The sequence below is a fragment of the Rhodothermales bacterium genome (assembly GCA_017643395.1).
Lineage (GTDB): Bacteria > Bacteroidota > Rhodothermia > Rhodothermales > UBA10348 > JABDJZ01.
Genome location: JAEPNP010000001.1, coordinates 1,015,338 through 1,035,478 on the forward strand (window position 1 = coordinate 1,015,338; position 20,141 = coordinate 1,035,478).

The window sequence follows — 20,141 nt, forward strand, 5'->3', positions numbered from 1 at the left end:
GTGTCGCTAAATCGTTGCTGCGCTTTCCGAGGGGTTAGAGTCTGATGGCCAGGCCGAGTGAGACGACCGGATACCACTGGAAGCTTTCGATGCCCTCATTGAGCGTCGCTTCCTGGTCGGTGGAGGCGGTCGGAGCCAACAGGCCGTCCGCCACGAGATCGATTTCTGGAGAGCCCGTGTAGAGCGTACCCACGTCAAACAGGAATCCGACGCGCTTGGTGCCGGCAACCCGGCCGAAGCCGAGTCCAACGTAGGGGGCCACACTGCTGGGATGGGACACCGTCATGCCCATCGACCCCATGCGCTGGGGCGTAAACACCTTGCCGTCACAGACTCCGCCCGCATCCTCGTCGCCGAAGCAGTAGGACTCGGTGGGCGTTCCCTGTCCGGAAACCTCGAACAGGTTCACGGTGATGCCGCCGGAGAGGCGAATCAGGTTGTTGAACGGGTGGAAGTCGACGATAGCACCGATGGCACCGACCGTGGCTTCTGCGTCGAAGGAGACGGTGACCTCCTCATCGAGCTCTTCCGTCGTGGTGTAGGTGTACGTGGAGCCAGTAGCGCGAAGTGCCAGTTTCGGACTCAGCTTGTAAGCCACTTCCACGCCCGGACCCAGGGTTCCGGCACGCACAGCGACGCCTATCTGGGCGGTTGCGGGCAGCGTAATCATGGCCGCAATCGCGGCCAGCAAGAGACGTTTCATTGGAGCGTATGCGGACTGCGATGACCCGGGCATGGTAGTCCTCAGGGAGAACACTCACAAACCGGGTTTGGCGCGGACCGAAACTATTTTGTTAACGAACTGGCGGCTGCCGGTCCTGAAGACAAGGGGTGAGTCGGGTGTATCGTCGGGCAGGTACCCGACTTAAAGCCTTGTCTTGAACGCGAGACCCCACGGCGGGGCGGGCCATCGCAAGTGCGCAATCGGCCTGTTTCGCGCCCTGAACGACTAGGAGGCGGGAGCAATCGCCGCTTGCAGGGCGGCCGGCAGCCGTTCCGCAGGGATGCCGCGAAGAATCTGTGCGGCCTGCTCACGGCGTCCGAGCAGCACCTTGATTCTCGCCCGCTCCAGGCGAATCTGCTCGCCAGTCAGGTCACGGATTTGGGCCTCCGCCGACAACAACAGATCCTCGTCATATCGTGGCCACAGTCCCAGGGTGGTGCTTCTGGAGTCCCGGATGAGTCCTCGGGCGCGCTCCAGGGGACTCTGGGAACTGCCCCGGGTGGGACCCTCCAGTCGGTGCAGCTCCCACACGGCGTGCATGTCACGACTCTGCCAGGAGCTGAACGCACCCTGCGCCAGAATCAGAAGCGCCAGGGCTGCCGCGACCGGTAGTGCCCGACGCCGCCGTCTTGGCGTGCCGCCTGAGAGACTGTTGAATTGTGCCTCCGCGGCGCCGGGCGGATCCAGCCGACGGAGTTCCTCCTGGTGCACCGCCGCCTGGATGCGGTCGCGCAGGCGTTCCTGCCACCCGGGTCGCACCGAACCCGATGTCTCCACCAGCACCGCCAACAGTTCGACTGCCTCGGTTCGATCCAGCTCCAACCCTCGGTCCAGGCGTTCCCGAAGGCGCTCGGAGTCGGCTATCTCCGCCTCAGCCTCCGGGCGACCGGCGGCCATTGCGCGCAACTCGGCCTGCTCCTCTTCAGGCAGAAACGCCGTCAGCAGCCAGTGGGGATGGTGGTCCGTCATGAACCCTTTGACACGTGAGCCCGCGTTTCATAACCCAGGGCCTCTCTAAGCGCCCGGTCCTGCCGGAGACGTTGAAGGCCTCGATGCACGTACGTGCGTACGCTGGCGATCCCCATCCCAAGGCGCTCGGAGATGACCTCATAGCTCAGTTCCTGCACCACTCGGAGCCGGACCGGAATCCGCAGGTAAGTCGGCAACCTCGCGATGGCCACGTCCAGCGCCGTGGCGCGCATGGCATGATCCAGGACCTGGTCCACGTCTGTCTCTCCTGACGGCTCTGCGATGCGATCCACCGAGATGTGGTCCGGATATCGACCGACAAAATTGAGAAAGGTGTTCCTGCACACCACAATCACCCACCGAGGGTACCGCCTTCCGTCCAAAATGGCCTCTCGGCCTTGCTCAATCTTGCGGAATGCGCGCTCTACGACCATGTCCAGGTCACCGGACGAGTGACGCACGGAGGAGCGCATGAACTTCATCAGGAAGTACCTCCGCACATAGCAGTAGGTCCACAAATCCACGAGGTGCTGCAGGCCGGCTGAGGGCTTCTGTCGCCATTCCTCATAGACGTCACCAACCGCATCGCCGTCATCCAGACTGAATGGAAGACGGGCGATGAGGTCATCGAGTCTTCCGAGGCTCTTGCGATGGGTTCGTTGGAAGCGCATGGTGGGGCGGGTCTCACAGCTATAGAGGCCCCGGACATGGAATATGTATCAAGAAACCCGGGCAAACATCCATTTCTGCAAACTCATGCGTGTCAAAGGCGTGTATCGCGGCCTTGCGGGCGGTTTCGGTTGCTGAAGTGACTCTGAGATTCGTATTCTGCGAGGCTGCGGCATTTCCCACCGCCGCATCTCCCGACCTTAGGTCGGGCATCAAGGAAGCAGTACGCCGGTACCCGTGCCGGCCCTCCACGCATGCAAGTCAATTCATTCAAGACAGTCAGTGCCCGGGCACAGGACGTAGACCGCAAATGGTACGTGGTCGACGCCGAGAACCAGGTGGTCGGTCGCCTGGCCTCCAAGGTGGCCTCGATTCTGCGCGGCAAGCACAAGCCCACCTTTACTCCGCATGTCGATACCGGTGACTATGTCGTCGTGATCAACGCGGACAAGGTCCGGTTCACCGGTAATAAGGAGACGGCAAAGGAGTACTTCCGCCACACCGGGTATCCCGGTGGCGGTCGCACGCGCACGCCTCGCGAAGTCCGTGAGCGCAAGCCCACCTTTATCGTCGAGAACGCAGTCAAGGGTATGCTGCCCAAGGGCCCGTTGGGTCGGCAGATGCTCAAGAAGCTGAAAACCTACGCGGGGTCCGAGCATCCCCATGAGGCCCAGCAGCCCGAAACGCTGGCCCTATAAGCACTATGGCAGCAATCAATCAGCACCAGGCCGTGGGTCGACGCAAGACGTCGGTTGCCCGCGTGTACCTGCGCCCCGGCAAAGGCAAGATCCAGATCAACCACCGGGATCTGAACACCTACTTCCCGCTCGCGTGGCGTCAGCGCGCCATCACGTCTCCCTTTGAGGTCACCGGCACGTCCGGGCAGTTCGACCTCGTGGTGAACGTGAAAGGCGGCGGCCTCACCGGCCAGGCAGAGGCCATCCGCATGGGTGTCGCCCGTGCGCTGGTCGACCTGGACGAGGACCACCGGAAAGCACTGCGCGATGCCGGCTTCATGACGCGTGACCCCCGCATGGTCGAGCGTAAGAAGTATGGACAGCCGAAAGCGCGCAAACGCTTCCAGTTCTCCAAGCGCTAGGAATCACCCGCCGGGACGGCCGGGTCACGCCGTCTCAATTCATCACTCATGCGGCCCGATGGGCTCGGGGGTGGCCGGCTCAGCCGGTTCCCGGGTTCGCGTGACGGCTGCAGCGGACAAAACCAACAGAAAGCATGTCGGAAACCACTCCGCAGCATCGCGCCGAAATCGACGCGCTGCTCAAGGCCGGTACACACTTCGGCCACCTCACGAGTCGGTGGAATCCCAAGATGCGCTCCTTCATCTTCATGGAGCGGAACGGGATCCACATCATCGATCTCACCCAGACCCAGCGGTACCTGGACGCAGCAGCCAACGCGGCCTCCAGGTTCTCCAAGCGTGGCAAGCGCATCCTGTTCACGGGTACCAAGAAGCAGGCGCGCGATATCATCCGGAAGTACGCCAAGGAGTGCGGCAGCCCGTACGTGGTTGAGCGCTGGCTTGGCGGCACGCTGACCAACTTCCAGACCATCCGCAAGAGCATCCGCCGCATGGAGGATCTCGCCAAGATGGAGGATGACGGAACGCTGGACCAGCTGAAGAAGAAGGAGCGCCTCATGAAGCGGCGCGAGCGCGAGAAGCTGGAGAAGGTGCTCTCGGGTATTCAGGACATGGCCCGCCTGCCCGGTGCCCTGTTCATCGTGGACATCAACCGCGAGCACATCGCCGTCAAGGAAGCCAAACGCCTCGGAATTCCGATTATCGCCATCGTGGACACGAACTGTGATCCGGACGTGGTCGATTTCCCGATTCCGGCAAACGATGACGCCCAGCGTTCCATCGAGCTCATCACCTCCGTGATCGCCAGCGCAGTGAGCGAAGGCTCCAAGGAGAAGGACATCCAGGACGCAGCGGCCAAGGCGGAGAAGGAGTCCCGCAAGGCTGAGGCGGAGCAGATGGCCGAAGAAGCCAAGGCATAAACCTGTCCGGCCGGCCGGCCGGGCCCATATAGATTTCGACAGACATGGCAATCTCTGCTAAGGACGTCAAACGTCTGCGCGACGTCACCGGCGTCGGCATGATGGACTGCAAGAAGGCGCTCGCAGAAACCAATGGCGACTTCGATGCCGCCATCGATCTGCTGCGCAAGAAGGGTCAGAAAGTGGCCGCCAAGCGTGCGGATCGCGACGCCAAGGAGGGCGTCATCGCGACGGCTTCTACCGGGGACGGCAAGACCGCCATCCTTGTGGAAGTGAACTGCGAGACGGACTTCGTGGCCCGCAACTCGGACTTCCAGGATTTCGCAGACGCCGTGGCCGCTCTCGTGCTGGCTGAGCGACCCGCGGACCAGGATGCATTGCTGGCCGCCGACTTCGGCGACGGCGAGACCCTCGGCGAAGCAATCACGCGCATGACCGGCAAGATCGGCGAGAAGATCGATGCCCGTCGTTTCGCAGTCGTGACCAATGACGCCGGCCAGGTGGTCTCCTACATCCACCCCGGCGCCAAGCTGGGCGTGCTCGTCAATATGACGGGCGATGGGGACCTTGCTGCCGCGGGCCGGGATGTGGCCATGCAGGTGGCCGCCCTCAACCCGATCGCGACCAATCGCGATGAGGTGCCTGATGAGGTCAAGGAGAAAGAAATGAGCATCGCTCGCGAGGCGGCCCTCAATGAAGGCAAGCCCGAGAAGATTATCGATCGCATCGCGACCGGTAAGCTGGAGCGTTACTACAAGGACCACGTGCTGGTCGAGCAGCCGTTCGTCAAGGACTCCTCCCAGACGGTGGGCGAAATGCTCAAGGGCGCCAACGCCGACGTGCACGGTTATGTGCGATTCGCCCTGGGCGGCTGAATCTCACACCCCGTCTTCGAAAGGGCGCTCCGGTCTCCGGGGCGCCCTTTTCTTTGAATGAAACGGGCCCCCTCCCTAGATTGCCGGACTTTGCGCCGGCGGCCCGCGCGGATCCACACGCCTCACCGATGAACTCCACGCTCAAGTACAAACGCATCCTTCTCAAGCTCAGCGGCGAGGCGCTGCTGGGAGAAAAGGAGTACGGCATCGACCAGTCGGTCGTGACCCGGTACGCCGACGAGGTGCGAGAGGCCGTTGGAGCAGGTGCAGAGGTGGCGGTAGTCATCGGTGGCGGTAACATCTTTCGCGGTGTGAGCAACGCCACCGACGGTATGACCCGGTCCCATGCGGACTACATGGGGATGCTGGCCACCATGATCAACGCGATGGCGTTGCAGGATGCCTTTGACCAGCACGGCCTGAAGACCCGGCTGCAGTCGAGCATCAAGATGGAGCAGATCGCCGAGCCCTTCATTCGCCGGCGTGCCATCCGGCACCTGGAAAAAGGACGGGTGGTGATCTTCGGTGCCGGCACCGGAAACCCCTACTTCACGACCGATACGGCCGCGGCCCTGCGTGCGCTCGAGATAGATGCAGACGTGATTCTCAAGGGCACGCGCGTGGACGGCGTGTTCTCGGCGGACCCGGAAAAGGACCCCTCTGCGGAGCGCTACGACGTTATTCACGGCAGCAAGGTCATCGCCCAGAACCTGAAGGTGATGGATATGACCGCCTTTACGCTGTGCCGGGAGTCGTCCATGCCGATTATTGTCTTCAACATGAACCGGCCAGGCAATCTCATGCGTGTGCTCACCGGAGAACGGGAGGGCACGCTGGTGCACTGGCAGCGAAACGAGGAACCTGTACAGGCCTGACCATGCTGGACGAAAACCTCATTCTCGTACTGGACGATGCCAAGGAGCACATGGACAAGACGCTTGACCATGTGGTAAACGAGCTGCGCACCATCCGTGCCGGCCGCGCGACGCCGAGCATGCTGGAAGGCGTGCGTGTCGACTACTACGGCAGCCAGACTCCTCTCAACCAGATGGCCAACGTCAGCGCCCCCCAGCCGGACCTGATCGTGGTGCAACCATGGGACAAGGCCTCCCTGGGCGAAATCGAACGCGCCATCATCTCGGCCAACCTGGGCCTGAACCCCAACAATGACGGGTCAATGATCCGCCTACCCGTGCCCCCTCTGTCCGAGGAGCGCCGTCGGGACCTGGTTAAGGCCGTAAAGGCACGCTGTGAGGAAGGCAAAGTCGCCATCCGCAACGTGCGCCGGCACTCCAAGGACATGATCAAGAGCACACAGAAGGAGGAAAACCTGCCCGAGGACATGCTCTATGAGGCCGAGGATCGCCTGCAGAAGCTCACGGACTCCTATGTCGAGCGCATGGACGTGCTCCTGGGCAAGAAAGAGGAAGAGATCATGGAAGTCTAGACGGGCCGGTTTCCCAGCGAAACCCCCGTCACCGAGCGGCATACTTGGCCGCTCAACCCCGGAGAGGTGCCCGAGTGGCTGAAGGGGCACGCCTGGAAAGCGTGTGTGCCGGCAACGGTACCGTGGGTTCGAATCCCACCCTCTCCGCAACAAGTTTGGCCAGGCGCTCCGCGCCCCAGCGTGGGGCCGGGGCCGAGCCGAGCTTGCTCGAGCGAGTGTGCCGGCCCCACGCTGGATCCGGCCAAAGGCCGGATGGCCAAACTTGTTGCCGCCTCCCCCCCAAGGGATCACGCGCCAAAGGCGCGTAATCCCAGCGAAGCACGCGAAGCGTGCGAGCCTCTGCCGCTTGTGGAGCTCTCGGCGTCCCCCACGCAATGTTGCCGGGGGGAGCGAAGCGACCCCCCGCAACGAGCCCGATAGCGATTCTGCGCGCGAAGCGCCGCAGAGAGCGCGAAACCCCGTACCTTCGCCCCCATGATCTCCTCCATGACCGGCTTCGGCCGCGGCTCCGCCTCCAACCTCTCCTACGAGGCCACCGTCGAGATCCGCGCCGTCAACTCCCGCTTCTGCGAGGTTTCCATCCGCGGCCCTCGCGAACTCAACGAGCGCGAGCCCCAGATCCAGCGCACGGTCAAGGATGCCCTCTCCCGCGGCCGCATCACGGTGAACGTACAACTCGACCGCATCGCCACCGGAGACATCGGTCTCGAAGTCAACGAGTCCGCCGTCCAGGCCTATCGCACGGTTCTCGAAAACGTCAGCCGCGCCGCCGCCCTGCGGGACGAAACCATCACCCTCGACCACCTGCTGCGTTTCCAGGACGTGCTCGTCGCCAAAAGCAGCAGCGACGTCGATCCCGAAGAACTCTGGGCACCGGTCTCCGAAGCGCTCGAAGAAGCACTTGATAAGCTGAAGGCCATGCGCCTTATCGAAGGCGAGGCCCTGCAAACCGAACTGCTAAGCCGCGCCGACTCCATGGAGACCGCTCTGCAGCAGGTCAAGGTCCTCGCCCCCGAGCGCATACCCTCCGCCCGAATTCGCATCCGTGAGCGTCTGGACGAACTGATTGCAGAGGGGCGTATCGACCCGGACCGCATCGAACAAGAGATTGCCTTCCTGGCGGACCGTCTGGACGTCACCGAGGAGATCGTGCGCCTGGAGGCCCACTTCGCGGCCTATCGCGAAGCCCTTCAGTCTGCGGATCCCGTCGGACGCAAGCTGAACTTCATCGCCCAGGAGATGAACCGGGAGGTGAATACCATTGGCTCCAAGGCCAACGACGCGGAAATCGCCCAGGTAGTCGTCGGCATGAAGGAGGACCTGGAGAAGGTGCGCGAGCAGATCGAAAATGTCGAGTAGCGGACCCCGGGGTCGCATCGTCGTGCTCACGGCACCCTCTGGCGGGGGCAAGACTTCTGTAGCGCGACGACTCATGGCCGCCGTGCCTGAGCTGACCTTTTCCGTCTCCGCGACCACCCGGCCGCCGAGGGAGGGCGAAGTGCACGGCGTGCACTACCATTTTCTGACGCCCACGGAATTCCGTGCTCAGGTGGTCTCGGGCGGCCTGATCGAGTACGTCGAAGTCTACCCGGACAGGTTCTACGGAACGCTCAAGAGCACGGTCGATGCGGCCACGCCCGAGGCCCCGATCCTGCTTGACATCGAGGTCGTCGGCGCGCGCAACGTCAAGTCCATGTTCGGAGACGAGGCGCTGACGCTGTTCATCATGCCGCCCAGCCTGGAGGTGCTGGCTGAGCGCCTGCGCATGCGGGGCACCGAGACCGAGGCGGACCTGACGACGAGGCTCGACCGCGCGTCCATGGAGCTGGCCGCTGCCAATGATTTCGATCACGTCGTGATGAACGATCGCCTGGACGATGCCGCTGCCGAAACGATCGCCCTCGTGCGGTCGTTTCTGGACGGAGACCCCAAGAACCGATGACCGAACTCGAAGGCAAACGCTTCATCGTCGGCATTTCCGGCGGCATCGCCGCATACAAGTCGGTTGAGTTGGTCCGTCTTCTCCGCAAGGAGGGCGCGGAGGTTCAGGTCCTGCTGACCCCCGATGCCACCCGCTTTGTCACGCCGCTCACCCTGGGCACGCTGTCCGAGCGGGAAGTGATGATCGAGATCTTCCCGCCCAACGAGAGCGGAAGCTGGACCCGACATGTGCACCTGGGTCTCTGGGCCGACCTCATGATTGTAGCCCCGGCCACCGCCAATACGCTGAGCAAGCTCGTCTCGGGTGCGTGTGACTCGATGCTCACCGCCGTCGCGCTTTCCGCGCGATGCCCCATGCTGGTCTGCCCCGCCATGGACCACGACATGTACGAGCACGCCTCCACCCAGGCCAACCTCGAGACGCTTCGGGGCCGGGGAGTCGAGGTCATGGACGCTCCCGAAGGCCCCTTGGCCAGCGGTCTCGTCGGAAAGGGGCGCTTGCCCGAGCCCGGGGACATTGTCGCACGGGCGGTGGGCATGGTACAGGCGGCATCGCCCAAACTGGAAGGTCCGCGCGTGCTGGTGACGGCCGGGCCCACCCGCGAATCCCTGGACCCGGTTCGTTTTCTGACCAACCGATCTTCCGGAGCGATGGGATTCGAAATCGCCCGGTCCGCGCGACGATTGGGCTGCCGAGTCACGCTGGTGTCCGGCCCCTCGGCGCTTGAGACCCCGGACGGAGTGCACCGCATTGACGTGGAGAGTGCGGCCGACATGTATGATGCGGTCATGGCGCGCAGAAGCGCAGACGTGATCATCATGGCGGCGGCAGTCGCCGATTACACGCCTGCTGAAGTCTCGTCGGGCAAGATCAAGAAGAAGGACGGCGAGATGGTCCTGCGGCTGAAACGGACTCGGGACATTCTGAAGGATCTTGGAGCGAGCCGCGACGATGGCCAGACCCTGGTCGGCTTTGCGCTCGAGACGGACGATGCGCAGTCAGGTGCGCTCAAGAAGCTGCACGGCAAGAACGTGGACTGGATTGTGCTCAACAATCCCACCGAACAGGGGGCGGGGTTCGGCCCCGGTACCAACAAAGTGACCCTGTTCGGCAAGGCCGGCCAGGTTGAGCCGCTGCCGGTGATGCCCAAGTCGGAAGTCGCCCTGGCGATTCTGGGTGCGGTCATGCCAGGATTGGCCCAGGAAGCCTGAACGCGACACTCCGCGCTGCCGTATGACGATTCCCTGTCACAGGGTGTGTATATCCTGTGGGAAACGGTGGGGACAAACCGGGTCTTTCTTGCTCCGAAATGGCCGTTCAGGAGCCCTAGTTTTGCCTGTCTGACGCCGCTCGAATGCACCCGATTCTCGTCCTTCAAAGCGCCCTGGAAGCACACATCGACATCCACGGAGAGACTGATTTGCTGGGCGATGAGGTGGTTGCCGTGGAAACGGAGGCACCGCCGGCCGCACCGAAGCAGGCCCTGTCCGAGCCGCCGCCGCCCCAGCCGGCACGGCCCGTCGGCACGGCCGAGCCCGACACCAAATCTGCCGCTCCGCCGGGGCCCCCTGCCGTCGAACCACGGCCCGTCCCGGCCGCCGAGCCCGCACCCGAGCCGCAGCGCCCATCGCCCGTGGAGAACCCATACCAACGCATTTCGGCGCTCATCCCGGCCGACTCGCCCATCGCCCGGATCGATACACTGGAGGCGCTGCGCTCCTTCGTGGCCGAGACTGAACTGATCGAGCTGGACCACACGCGGAAGAATCCGGTGTTCGGCGTCGGCAATCCCGAGGCGGACCTCATGGTGATCGGTGAGGCGCCGGGCGCCGATGAGGACGCGCAGGGCGAACCGTTCGTGGGCCGGGCGGGTCAGCTCTTGACCAAGATCCTCGGCGCCATCGGGTTCGAGCGCGAGGATGTGTACATCGCAAACATTCTCAAGAGCCGGCCACCCAACAACCGGGATCCGCGGCCGGACGAGGTCGCCGCGCACATTCCGGTGCTCTACCGGCAGATTGCCCTGATTCAGCCGAAAGTGATGCTTTGTGTCGGCAAGACGGCGGGGAACTCGCTGTTGGGCAGGAATGCATCGCTCAAGAGCATGCGGGGCACGTTTCAGGATTTCCACGGCCTGCCGGTGCTGGTGACGTATCACCCGGCCGCGCTCCTGCGCAATCCCAACTGGAAGCGTCCGACCTGGGAGGACGTGCAGCTGCTGCGCGAGAAGTATGATCAGCTCACCGCGGGAGCCTGACATGATGCCTCCTGATCCCATGTTGCCGGTCCCGCGCAAGGGACCCGAGGGGCGCATTCCGCCGCAGGCCGTCGAGGTCGAACAAGCCGTGCTGGGCGCGATGCTCATCGACCCGGATGCCATCCCGCGGGCCATCGAGATCATTGAGCCGGGCGCGTTCTATACGGACCGGCACAACAAGATCTACCAGGCGGTCCTGAGCCTGTTCGAGCGCACCAATCCCGTGGACATCATCACGGTGACGGATGAGCTCAAACGCCGCGAGGAACTGGAGGCCGTCGGCGGCGCCTACTACATCACCGAGCTGACGGCACAGGTGGCGAATGCCGCGAACGTGGAGTACCACGCGCGCATTATCGCCGAGAAGAGCCTGCTCAGGCAGATGATCACCACACTCGGTGATCTGATCGGCAAGGCGTACGAGCCCGGCTCTGACGCCTTCGAACTGCTGGATGCCGCCGAGGGCGACATCTTCCGCATCTCGGAGTCGAATCTGAGGCGCGCGGCCACATCCATGAAGGACGTGCTCAAGGATACGCTCACCCGCCTCGAGTCCATTCACGGACGCGAGGGCGGCGTGACCGGAGTGCCGAGCGGGTTCTCAAAGCTGGATCAGATGACCTCCGGCTGGCAGAAGTCGGATCTGATCATCCTGGCGGCCCGCCCATCGATGGGCAAAACCGCATTCTCGCTGTCCTGCGCACGAAATGCTGCCCTGCATCCCAAGATGCCGGTCGGCGTGGCCATCTTCAGCCTGGAGATGAGCGCGCAGCAGCTGGCGCAGCGCATGCTGACGTCAGAAGCCAGGGTGGATGCCCAGGCGGCCCGCACCGGTCGGCTGCGGGACGATGATTGGCCGCGCATGGCGCGAGCCGCCGGTCGACTGTCCGAGGCACCGATATTTATTGACGACACGCCGGGCCTCTCGGTGCTCGAGCTTCGAGCCAAGTGTCGCCGCTTGAAGGCCGAGCACGACATCGGCCTCATCATCGTGGATTACCTGCAGCTCATGCACGGGACCACGACGAACAAGAATGCCAACCGCGAGCAGGAAATCGCGCACATCTCGCGGTCGCTGAAGGCGCTGGCAAAGGAGCTGGACGTGCCGGTGATCGCGCTGTCGCAGCTGAGTCGTGCCGTGGAGACGCGTGGCGGGGACAAGCGGCCGCAGCTGTCAGACCTGAGGGAATCGGGTTGCCTTACGGGTGAGAGTCTGGTGGCAATGGCCGATACCGGCGAACGGATACCGATCCGCGAACTGGCTGGCAAGTCCGGGTTCAGAGTCTGGGCGGTCGATGAGCCCTCCGGAAAGCTGGTCAAGTCGGTGGTCAGCAACGCGTTCTCAACCGGGACCAAGCCGGTCCTGAAGCTGAGAACCAAACTTGGAAAGACGATTCGGGCGACGGGCAATCACAAGTTTCTGACCATCGAGGGCTGGAAGCGGCTGGATGAGCTGGGGGGTGGGGACCTGCTGGCCATTCCGAGCATCGAGTTTCTGCAGCACGCGACGCTACTACAGCTGGCAGGAGCTGCGAGCAACGACCCCGACCAGCCAGCGCGACTTCACCGCGATGTCGATTGGGACCAAATCCAATCGATCGAACCGGACGGCGTTGAGCAAGTGTTCGACCTGACGGTTCCGGGTCCGCACAACTTCGTCGCGAACGATATCGTGGTCCACAATTCCATCGAGCAAGACGCCGATATCGTCGGCTTCATATACCGCGCCGAGCGCTACGGCATTACGGTAGACGAAAACGGCAACTCCACCGAAGGCATGGCCGAGATCATCATCGGCAAGCAGCGTAACGGGCCGATTGGAGATATCCGCCTGGCATTCGTCCACCAGTTTGCCCGGTTCGAGAATCTGAACTCGTATTACCAGGGTGTGCCTGGAGGCGGCCTTCCGGGAGACGAGCCCATGGGTGGAGACGGATCACCCGGCGGCGCAGGCTACGACGAGCCGCCGCCGTTCTAGCATCTCGCGCCGACGCCCGCCGGGCCGCACGCCCGGCACCCGGCCCGCTCGCCCGTCAGGCGTCCGAAGCTTTCGGCGTCGCCCGTAGCTCCACCGGTTCGAGCTTCGACTTCTTCATGCGCAGATTGAGCATCTCCACGAACACGGAAAAGGCCATCGCAAAATAGATGTAGCCTCGTGGAATGTGGAATTCCAGGCCTTCGGCGACAAGCGCAACGCCCACCATGAGGAGGAAGGCAAGCGCCAACATCTTCACCGTCGGGTGCTTGGCGATGAACTCGGAGACTGCCCTGGCGCTCACCATCATAAAGAGGATGGCGATCACGATGGCCGTGATCATAATGGGCACCTGATCGACCATGCCGACGGCCGTGATCACCGAGTCGAGCGAGAAGACAAGGTCAAGGATCAGAATCTGAATGATCACACTGCGGAAGGTCACCACGCCGGCCGCGGCGTGCCCACCCTCGTGGCCCTCCAGCTTGTTGTGGATTTCGTGGGTGCTTTTGGCGAGCAGGAAGGCACCTCCACCAATCAGAATCAGGTCCCGACCGGAAATGGCCTCACCCAGTACCTCAAACAGAGGCGCGGTGAGCTTCATGATCCACGCCAGCGAAAGCAGAAGGCCTACCCGACCGATCAGCGCCAGGGCCAGACCAATGAACCGTGCTCGAGGCTGCTGCTCTTCGGGCAGCTTTCCAGCGAGGATCGAGATGAAGATGATGTTGTCGACCCCGAGTACAATCTCAAGGGACGTCAGCGTCAGGAGGGCGATCCAGCCCTCAGGCGTCGTGATCCAGTCCACGGCTTCCGGGCAGTTGGGTCCCGGAATCTAACCGCGTGTTCCGCGACGCGCTACCGGACAGGCGAGCGGAACGAGAACAGTCCTCGCAGCCGAGCCTTAAGGGCCCGCATCAACCGTTTCCACATGTCGGATTCGGTCAGAGTGTCAGCCAGGTTCCGATGAGGCTTCGCCGCACGAGCAGCGAGGAGACCAGCGGAAGGGAGGCAAGGATCTTGACGAGTTTCACCGTACTGGGGGTGGGGTTCTGTTATTCGTACGGGGACTTGCCCCGCGCGGTTACACGTTCGCGCTGCAGCACGTAGGTTGGGATCCGCTTCTCGCACCTCACCTCCGCTTGGCGCGCCAATCGCCGCTTAACCCGTCACCCTCGTGGAAGACAAGGAAAAGTTCAGACGAGCCACCGTGCTGCTGCTCGTTGGAGCCGTATCGCTCGTGTTTGTCTGGATGATCAGGAGTTTCCTGGTGGCCTTGTTGCTGGCCGCCATTTTCTCCGGCATGGCGATGCCCATCTACCGCCGATTGCGGGACCGCATCAAGAGCGAAGGCACCGCCGCGGTATTGACGATCGTGGGTCTGCTCATCCTCGTAGGCCTCCCGTTGGCCATTTTCCTTGGGATCGTGGTGGCCCAGGCGGTCGAGGTCAGTCAGACGGCGAGACCCTGGATAGAGGCACAGATCGAGCAGCCCCGCCTCATTGAGGAGTACGTGCGCAACATCCCCATGATTGGCAGCGCCATTCCCAGTGAGACGGACATCGCGGCGAAACTCGGCGAATTCGCTTCGACGGTAGGCAGCTTCCTGGCCGATAGCGTGGTGGACTTCACGCGCGGTACGGCCAACTTCTTTCTCATGCTGTTCGTGATGTTGTACTCGATGTACTTCTTCCTGACAGCAGGACGCAGCATCCTAAACCGGGTGCTCTACTACATCCCGCTGCCCAGCGAGGTGGAGCTTGAGCTGGTCGACAAATTCGTCACCGTGACCCGCGCAGTACTGAAGGGCAGTCTGGTCATTGGTGTTATCCAGGGGGCGCTTGCTGGTGCTTCCTTTTGGGTGGCTGGCGTTCCCGGCTGGGCCTTCTGGACGGCGGTCATGGTGGTGCTCTCCATTGTGCCTGCCATCGGATCCGCCCTCGTCTGGATACCTGCTGTCGCCTATCTCGCCGTTTCGGGCCAGACCGCGGCGGCCATCGGCGTCGGCGCGTGGTGCGGCATCGTGGCCGGGTCCGTGGACAACTTCCTGCGGCCCGCACTCGTGGGCAAGGACACGAAACTCCCGGACCTTCTGGTGCTGGTCGGCACGCTGGGAGGCATCTTCCTCTTCGGCGCCGTCGGATTCATCCTGGGGCCCATCGTAGTGGCCCTGTTTCTGGCCGTTTGGGAGCTTTATGGTGAGGTGTTCGAAGAGTGGCTGCCGCCTGCACCCGACAGAGAACCCGAGCGCCTGACTGAGAGTCTAGCCACTGAATGAGTCTGCATTTCCTAACAGCTTGTCGACCACCGCCTTCGGTAAGCCCACATCCAGTCCGCTGTTGATCTGCTGTGACAGAATTCCCCTAACCTCTTCTCGCTCCCACAGAACATGTTCGAGTGAGTCGTGCTCATCGATATCGGTGGCGTCATATATCAATTCCGCTGAGCGGGCCTTTTTAACGCTTAAGCGGGCAACCCAAAGGAATCGCGGAAGATTCTCCTCAAGGAGGTTGGCACGGACCTTTTCGTCGAGATGAGATGATCTCGCTACTTCGCGTTTATAGTTGGAGCTATCTGTAAGCTCAATTTCCCAAGAAGTGTCATTCTCATCCTCCAAGAACAGTGATGCCCGCACCGCCTGGTCAATCATGACGGTCCAACTCTCAATGGCCGTGTACCTGACCCTGATCTTGCTGTACATGGGAACGAGCAGCAGATGAGGGATTAGTGGGAGGTAGCTCTTCTGCTGGCCTGGCAGCCGGACACCGCATTGATGGTCCTCCGCAGTCCAAGTTCCGGTAAGATGTAAGGGTGCTGCTGCGCCGCCCTTGAGGGGAATATGCCTAGCGTAGGGACCAACTTGGTCATCATGTCCAAAGAGCCGGGCCACTTTGCCTCCCCCAAGCCCAAGCGACCGCTCTTGAGGCGACATCGGCGATTCGCCCTCAGCTTTTCCAACTGTGCGGTAACCGCAAAAGGTGACCGCGTGCAGGGGTTCCTGCGAAAAAGAGCGGTGCGGCGGACCGTTGGTCACCGTATGCTCCGCCTCCGAATCCGCGCCGCCGCTGTTTGCAACCACCTGCTCCAGAGTCTCACCATCGTAGTCCGCTAGGTCTACGGATGTCCCTCCTGTTCGAACAATTCGGAAGGTCAAGACGGCTGGTATGCCGTAGTCCAGATAGGCCCTGAGCAGAGACAAGGTAATCTCGCCGGGCCAGTACACCTCCACGGAGTGCCCGAACTCTCTAATGGCGTGTACCATTTGACGAACCGTAAGACCACCCGTCGGTACTGCTCGTGACTCGGAGACTTCCCCAGTCGCAACAGACGTTATGATGCTGGGACGGGGTGCCTGAAATCCGAATTTCTGCCCCAGCCCTTGGAAGGCCGACCAAAGTGCGACTGTCGCACATGCTGCCGTGACCTTGTCTTGCTGTTGGAACGCAAGCGCGTGCTGAATGTCGAGGTCTGAGCCGGCTAGATGCGCCCGATATGTTCGGCCAACTCTAAACGACCTTCGGCTATCCTCCGGGCCCTGGGGCGGATAGGGTGCCAAGACTGTTCGGCCGACCGGTGCTAACGGAAGGGGCCGAGCGACGACAAACCCCAAGTACGAGTCTTCAGACAAGAGACTCGCTGCTTGTGGTCGGCCGTAAAGGTATTCGTGATACGCAGTCTCATCTATCTGCTCGTCGAAGAAGTGAAGACGACGGCAGCGGCGCTCGTATGGAAAATGACAACGGGCATAATAGAGCACGTAGTCCTCCAAGAAACCGCCGTCAGTATAGTCCGGCTCAACGAGGATCGATTGTGCACCAAGAGTCTCTAGGTACTTTCCAATGTACCCTGCCACTCCGGTCGCCTTTACCCGTGCTTGCTTTTCGGTCCCGCCAAGAAGAAGGTCGACTACCGCCTTGACACTGAAGTCAACGACGCCGAAACGACTCTCGACGGAACTAGACACTAACCATGGCATCAAGCATCGAAGAAGAGACCCGCCTAGTTGGGCTCTCCGACTTCGCGTGCTCTTTCTTGAGCTTTTGAAGAAGCTCATTGGCCTTGCCGACCGAAACCACCTTTAGATTCAGGTCGACAACCTCGGGCTGAGTCTTTTTCTTCTTGGCCATGGGTTCCGTAGAGGAAACGATGTTGTTGTCCAACAACAAATAAAACGGCCACAATACCGTTTGTTGCGGAGAGGACCAAAAAGAATCCTCTAATATGATATCGACCGTATGCTAGGAGAGTCAAGGACCGACTCGTTCATTGTCATCTTCCTCCCCGTTGATAGGGTGCGGCATACCATTATACCACTGTTGGTCCAGCAGTGGGGCGGAAACGGTAAACAGTATTAGTGCAATCGAACCGTATAGCGGATCGTATGCCGTGGAAAGTTGCCGTTCGAACGGCCCTCCGATCGCGAACACCCAGACAAGGAATGCGACAAGTACCACGAGGATTTGACGTGGCGGGAAACGTGAATGCCGTGCGTAGGCCACCGTCAGAATTCCGAGAATTAGAAGGACCCCCCAATCCAAAAGCGGAGCCACCACCTTACCAGCAAGGAGACCGTTGATCGCCAAGAACCCCGCCACGGGCTCGGCGGGTAAGAGGCTGAGTAGTCTGTCTTTGTAGTCCGAGCCGGCATCAGTCTCGAATTCACCAGAGGATGGGCCTCTGCTGGCCACCATGTCCTGGGGATTGGGAGGAGTTCTTCCCTCAGGACGTGTCCGGAACCTGAGGGATTTCGGTCGAATGGGCTTCATGATTCGGGAACTGTTGAGACAGGCCAATCATCTTGTATCAATCCTGTGAGGTCAATAGTCATTATTGCTCTTTTTTTTGGGCTCGGGTGTTTTCGCGCGACAGGGCTTGGGGAAACTGACGCACCATCTGATCCATCAGCCGCTCCAGCGTAGCGGCGGGGTCGTCGGTCAATCCGGTATGCACCGGTGACGGCTGTACCATGGTGCTCCGTGGTGCGACAAGCATGAGGAATCGTTCCCGGACGGGCAGCGCTCCCAAGGGTCCTGCGGCCTCGCCACCCTCGCAGATTCGCGGGATCGCGTCCAGGTAGGAACGCACGGCGGGCAGTTCCACAGCCGGGAATAGCAGCCTTGTCCGCTCCTCATCCAGCTCTATGGCCGCGCGACAGAACGCCTTCTCCTTGCAGAAGAGAATGACGCCCACGTTGATGAACTCCTCCCGCTCCACCTGGGGCACCAGCCGTATGGTCGCATAGTCATACGAGTGCATCGCGGGCGCGGAGGGCATCCTCCAGGAAATGTTGGGGTTCGGCAAGGCGGTCGATCAGGTACTTCGTATAGTCCTGACGCCTGAGGTCCGGGTCGTCCAGCCAGGCGTGCGGGATGCGGGCGATGACCTGTTCGATGACACTCGCCGTCAGTGCTTCGGTCATGGCCTTCGAGGCAGCCTCGAGTTCGCCTGCCCAGGGCAATAGCACGTGGTTGTTGATCATCGGGAAGCGTTCGGCCGCCCGCGGCGAAATCGGATCGCCCCCATGGTGCATGTACAGCGCGGCCCCGTGGTCGATCAGCCACAAGTTGCCGTGCCACATCAGCATGTTGGTGTTGCGCGCCGTGCGGTCGATGTTCGAGACGTACGCGTCAAACCATACCGTGCGTGAGGCCAGATCGGTGGCCGGCGTGTGCACGACCGGATCAAAGGCCAGGGAGCCCGGCAGATAGTCCATCGCCAGATTGAGCCCCCCGCTGGCCCGGATGAGATCCTGGATTTCGGGGTCGGGCTCGGTGCGCGCCAGCACCGGATCCAACTCGGCAAACACGATTTCCGGCACCGGGAGTCCTGCGGCTCGCGCCAGTTCTCCGGCAATCAGCTCCGCCACCAGCGCACGCGGTCCCTGACCGGCGCCCCGGAACTTGAGCACGTACATCCCGTCGTCGTCCGCCTCTACAATGGCTGGCAGGGAGCCGCCTTCGCGGAGGGGGGAGACATAGCGGGTGACGGTGACCGTGCGCATGGTTGACCAACGCCCTCCTCGGCCACAGGTCCCGACTCATTGTTCGGTCGCGCGGTGCGGTGAAAGGAATGAGGTGCCTGAATTCCACGTACGAGGCCCCTGGTCCCGCTCGAAAGTGGAATAAGCCAGCGGAATCCATGTGCGCGCGCTGGCGATTCGCTGCCATGCGGAATATTGGCCCGCCATTCCACGCCATCGATTAGTCGACTCGGGCAGTAGAGAAAAAGCCCCTCACCCGTTGGGGCAAGGGGCCTTGGCAAAGGACCACCTTTGCCTGGGAGGCGACGGGCGGACTCGAACCGCCGTACAGGGTTTTGCAGACCCTTGCCTAGCCACTCGGCCACGTCGCCAATGCGTCTGGCCGGACGCTCGGCACGCCCGGCAGGACTCGAACCTGCAACCTGCGGATTAGAAGTCCGCTGCTCTATCCAGTTGAGCTACGGGCGCAGGATGGGAAAGAACGGGGTCGGGGTGGTGAGATTCGAACTCACGGCCTCCTGCTCCCAAAGCAGGCGCGCTAACCGGGCTGCGCCACACCCCGAAGGCTGGACCGCAGCTGGCGCCGCGGAGCCCGGGAAGCGTCAGGCCTTGGCGGCTTTGAGTTCTTCCTTGACGTCGTTGACGTCGACCATTTTGGCGCGGAAACGGATGTGTCCGTTCTCCTTGCGCTCGGCCACGACGACCTTTGCCATGCGCTTGGCCTCGGCCTTCTGCCGCAGGACCTTGTCGCCGAATGACTGTTTCTTTGCCATCTTCTATCTCCTGTTGTCGGTACGGGGGCCCGACGTGGATTACTTGGTCTCCCGGTGCAGGGTGTGCTTCTTCAGCACCGGATTGTACTTCTTCAGCTCGAGACGACCGGTGGTGTTGCGCCGGTTCTTCATCGTCGAGTAGCGGGACGTGCCCGGAGCCTCAGTACAGTCCAGGATGACCTTGATGCGTACGTCTTTGGACTTCGCCATGGTTTAGCTCACACGTTGACGCCGTTCTTGCGCGCATCGGCAAGCACGGCGGAAATGCCCTTCTTGTTGATCGTCTTGATCGTCTGGGCGGACACGCGCAGCGTGACCCAGCGATCTTCCTCCGGGACGTAGAACCGCTTCTTCTGCAGGTTCACCTCGAAGCGACGCTTCGCCTTGTTATGGGCGTGAGACACGTGGTTGCCGGCTACGGGACCCTTGCCGGTCAGCTGATCTTTGCGTGCCATCGTGATTTCGTTCGGTGGTGGTAGGGGCGCGTCACACACCTCGTAATGACGCGCCT

At 62.0% G+C, this 20,141-nt stretch carries 23 protein-coding genes and 4 tRNA genes; 13 read left to right on the plus strand and 14 right to left on the minus strand.

The window, feature by feature from the left end:
• Window positions 1-34: 34 nt before the first annotated feature.
• The 3 genes from JJ896_03985 to JJ896_03995 form a co-directional block, all read right to left on the minus strand.
• Window positions 35-703 (minus strand): hypothetical protein, encoded by a 669-nt coding sequence (locus JJ896_03985; GenBank protein ID MBO6778796.1) that lies wholly within the window; start codon window positions 701-703, stop codon window positions 35-37.
• A gap of 246 nt (window positions 704-949) precedes the next feature.
• On the minus strand, window positions 950-1,693 hold the full coding sequence (locus tag JJ896_03990; GenBank protein MBO6778797.1) for a hypothetical protein: 744 nt from the start codon (window positions 1,691-1,693) through the stop codon (window positions 950-952).
• Window positions 1,690-2,364 carry a hypothetical protein gene (locus JJ896_03995; protein MBO6778798.1) on the minus strand — a complete coding sequence of 225 codons (675 nt, stop codon included), beginning with the start codon at window positions 2,362-2,364 and terminating at the stop codon, window positions 1,690-1,692. Before JJ896_03995 ends, JJ896_03990 begins: the two co-directional genes overlap by 4 nt.
• Window positions 2,365-2,616: 252 nt before the next feature.
• On the opposite strand from JJ896_03995, the gene rplM reads away from it, so the two are divergent.
• From rplM to dnaB, 12 genes are all read left to right on the plus strand, one after another.
• Window positions 2,617-3,060, plus strand: a complete 444-nt coding sequence (rplM, locus tag JJ896_04000; GenBank protein ID MBO6778799.1) for a 50S ribosomal protein L13 — start codon at window positions 2,617-2,619, stop codon at window positions 3,058-3,060.
• Window positions 3,061-3,065: 5 nt separating this feature from the next.
• Window positions 3,066-3,461, plus strand: a complete 396-nt coding sequence (rpsI, locus tag JJ896_04005; protein MBO6778800.1) for a 30S ribosomal protein S9 — start codon at window positions 3,066-3,068, stop codon at window positions 3,459-3,461.
• 134 nt (window positions 3,462-3,595) lie between these two features.
• Entirely contained in the window at window positions 3,596-4,381 is a 786-nt protein-coding gene (rpsB, locus tag JJ896_04010) for a 30S ribosomal protein S2 (GenBank protein ID MBO6778801.1), read from the plus strand.
• Window positions 4,382-4,425: 44 nt separating this feature from the next.
• Window positions 4,426-5,256, plus strand: coding sequence for an elongation factor Ts (locus JJ896_04015; protein MBO6778802.1), 831 nt, complete (start codon window positions 4,426-4,428; stop codon window positions 5,254-5,256).
• 128 nt (window positions 5,257-5,384) lie between these two features.
• Window positions 5,385-6,131, plus strand: a complete 747-nt coding sequence (locus tag JJ896_04020; protein ID MBO6778803.1) for a UMP kinase — start codon at window positions 5,385-5,387, stop codon at window positions 6,129-6,131.
• A 2-nt stretch (window positions 6,132-6,133) separates the two neighbouring features.
• On the plus strand, window positions 6,134-6,703 hold the full coding sequence (gene frr, locus JJ896_04025; protein MBO6778804.1) for a ribosome recycling factor: 570 nt from the start codon (window positions 6,134-6,136) through the stop codon (window positions 6,701-6,703).
• Window positions 6,704-6,763: 60 nt separating this feature from the next.
• A tRNA-Ser gene (locus JJ896_04030) sits at window positions 6,764-6,850 on the plus strand.
• 327 nt (window positions 6,851-7,177) lie between these two features.
• Window positions 7,178-8,062 (plus strand): YicC family protein, encoded by an 885-nt coding sequence (locus tag JJ896_04035; GenBank protein ID MBO6778805.1) that lies wholly within the window; start codon window positions 7,178-7,180, stop codon window positions 8,060-8,062.
• Window positions 8,052-8,645, plus strand: coding sequence for a guanylate kinase (gene gmk / locus JJ896_04040; GenBank protein MBO6778806.1), 594 nt, complete (start codon window positions 8,052-8,054; stop codon window positions 8,643-8,645). Before JJ896_04035 ends, gmk begins: the two co-directional genes overlap by 11 nt.
• A complete protein-coding gene (gene coaBC, locus JJ896_04045) occupies window positions 8,642-9,856 on the plus strand; it encodes a bifunctional phosphopantothenoylcysteine decarboxylase/phosphopantothenate--cysteine ligase CoaBC (protein ID MBO6778807.1) in 1,215 nt (404 codons plus the stop codon). Before gmk ends, coaBC begins: the two co-directional genes overlap by 4 nt.
• A 143-nt stretch (window positions 9,857-9,999) precedes the next feature.
• A complete protein-coding gene (locus JJ896_04050) occupies window positions 10,000-10,902 on the plus strand; it encodes a hypothetical protein (protein MBO6778808.1) in 903 nt (300 codons plus the stop codon).
• Between the two features lies 1 nt (window position 10,903).
• Complete coding sequence (dnaB, locus tag JJ896_04055) at window positions 10,904-12,880, plus strand: replicative DNA helicase (protein MBO6778809.1); 1,977 nt, start codon at window positions 10,904-10,906, stop codon at window positions 12,878-12,880.
• A 55-nt stretch (window positions 12,881-12,935) separates the two neighbouring features.
• On the opposite strand, the gene JJ896_04060 is transcribed toward dnaB, so the two are convergent.
• Window positions 12,936-13,685 carry a TerC family protein gene (locus tag JJ896_04060; GenBank protein MBO6778810.1) on the minus strand — a complete coding sequence of 250 codons (750 nt, stop codon included), beginning with the start codon at window positions 13,683-13,685 and terminating at the stop codon, window positions 12,936-12,938.
• A 369-nt stretch (window positions 13,686-14,054) separates the two neighbouring features.
• On the opposite strand from JJ896_04060, the gene JJ896_04065 reads away from it, so the two are divergent.
• Window positions 14,055-15,155 carry an AI-2E family transporter gene (locus JJ896_04065; GenBank protein MBO6778811.1) on the plus strand — a complete coding sequence of 367 codons (1,101 nt, stop codon included), beginning with the start codon at window positions 14,055-14,057 and terminating at the stop codon, window positions 15,153-15,155.
• On the opposite strand, the gene JJ896_04070 is transcribed toward JJ896_04065, so the two are convergent.
• From JJ896_04070 to rpmB, 10 genes are all read right to left on the minus strand, one after another.
• Window positions 15,141-16,139, minus strand: a complete 999-nt coding sequence (locus JJ896_04070; protein MBO6778812.1) for a hypothetical protein — start codon at window positions 16,137-16,139, stop codon at window positions 15,141-15,143. The genes JJ896_04065 and JJ896_04070 overlap by 15 nt on opposite strands.
• A 694-nt stretch (window positions 16,140-16,833) precedes the next feature.
• Complete coding sequence (locus tag JJ896_04075) at window positions 16,834-17,004, minus strand: hypothetical protein (protein ID MBO6778813.1); 171 nt, start codon at window positions 17,002-17,004, stop codon at window positions 16,834-16,836.
• A 700-nt stretch (window positions 17,005-17,704) separates the two neighbouring features.
• Window positions 17,705-18,151 carry a DUF3037 domain-containing protein gene (locus JJ896_04080; GenBank protein ID MBO6778814.1) on the minus strand — a complete coding sequence of 149 codons (447 nt, stop codon included), beginning with the start codon at window positions 18,149-18,151 and terminating at the stop codon, window positions 17,705-17,707.
• Window positions 18,120-18,878, minus strand: a complete 759-nt coding sequence (locus tag JJ896_04085) for a hypothetical protein (GenBank protein MBO6778815.1) — start codon at window positions 18,876-18,878, stop codon at window positions 18,120-18,122. Before JJ896_04085 ends, JJ896_04080 begins: the two co-directional genes overlap by 32 nt.
• Window positions 18,879-19,157: 279 nt before the next feature.
• Window positions 19,158-19,228: transfer RNA gene (locus tag JJ896_04090), tRNA-Cys, on the minus strand.
• Between the two features lie 23 nt (window positions 19,229-19,251).
• A tRNA-Arg gene (locus tag JJ896_04095) sits at window positions 19,252-19,325 on the minus strand.
• A gap of 19 nt (window positions 19,326-19,344) precedes the next feature.
• Window positions 19,345-19,419, minus strand: a tRNA-Pro gene (locus tag JJ896_04100).
• A gap of 40 nt (window positions 19,420-19,459) precedes the next feature.
• Window positions 19,460-19,630, minus strand: coding sequence for a hypothetical protein (locus tag JJ896_04105; protein MBO6778816.1), 171 nt, complete (start codon window positions 19,628-19,630; stop codon window positions 19,460-19,462).
• Window positions 19,631-19,669: 39 nt separating this feature from the next.
• Window positions 19,670-19,840, minus strand: a complete 171-nt coding sequence (rpmG, locus tag JJ896_04110) for a 50S ribosomal protein L33 (protein ID MBO6778817.1) — start codon at window positions 19,838-19,840, stop codon at window positions 19,670-19,672.
• 8 nt (window positions 19,841-19,848) lie between these two features.
• Complete coding sequence (gene rpmB, locus JJ896_04115) at window positions 19,849-20,085, minus strand: 50S ribosomal protein L28 (protein MBO6778818.1); 237 nt, start codon at window positions 20,083-20,085, stop codon at window positions 19,849-19,851.
• Window positions 20,086-20,141 lie beyond the last annotated feature (56 nt).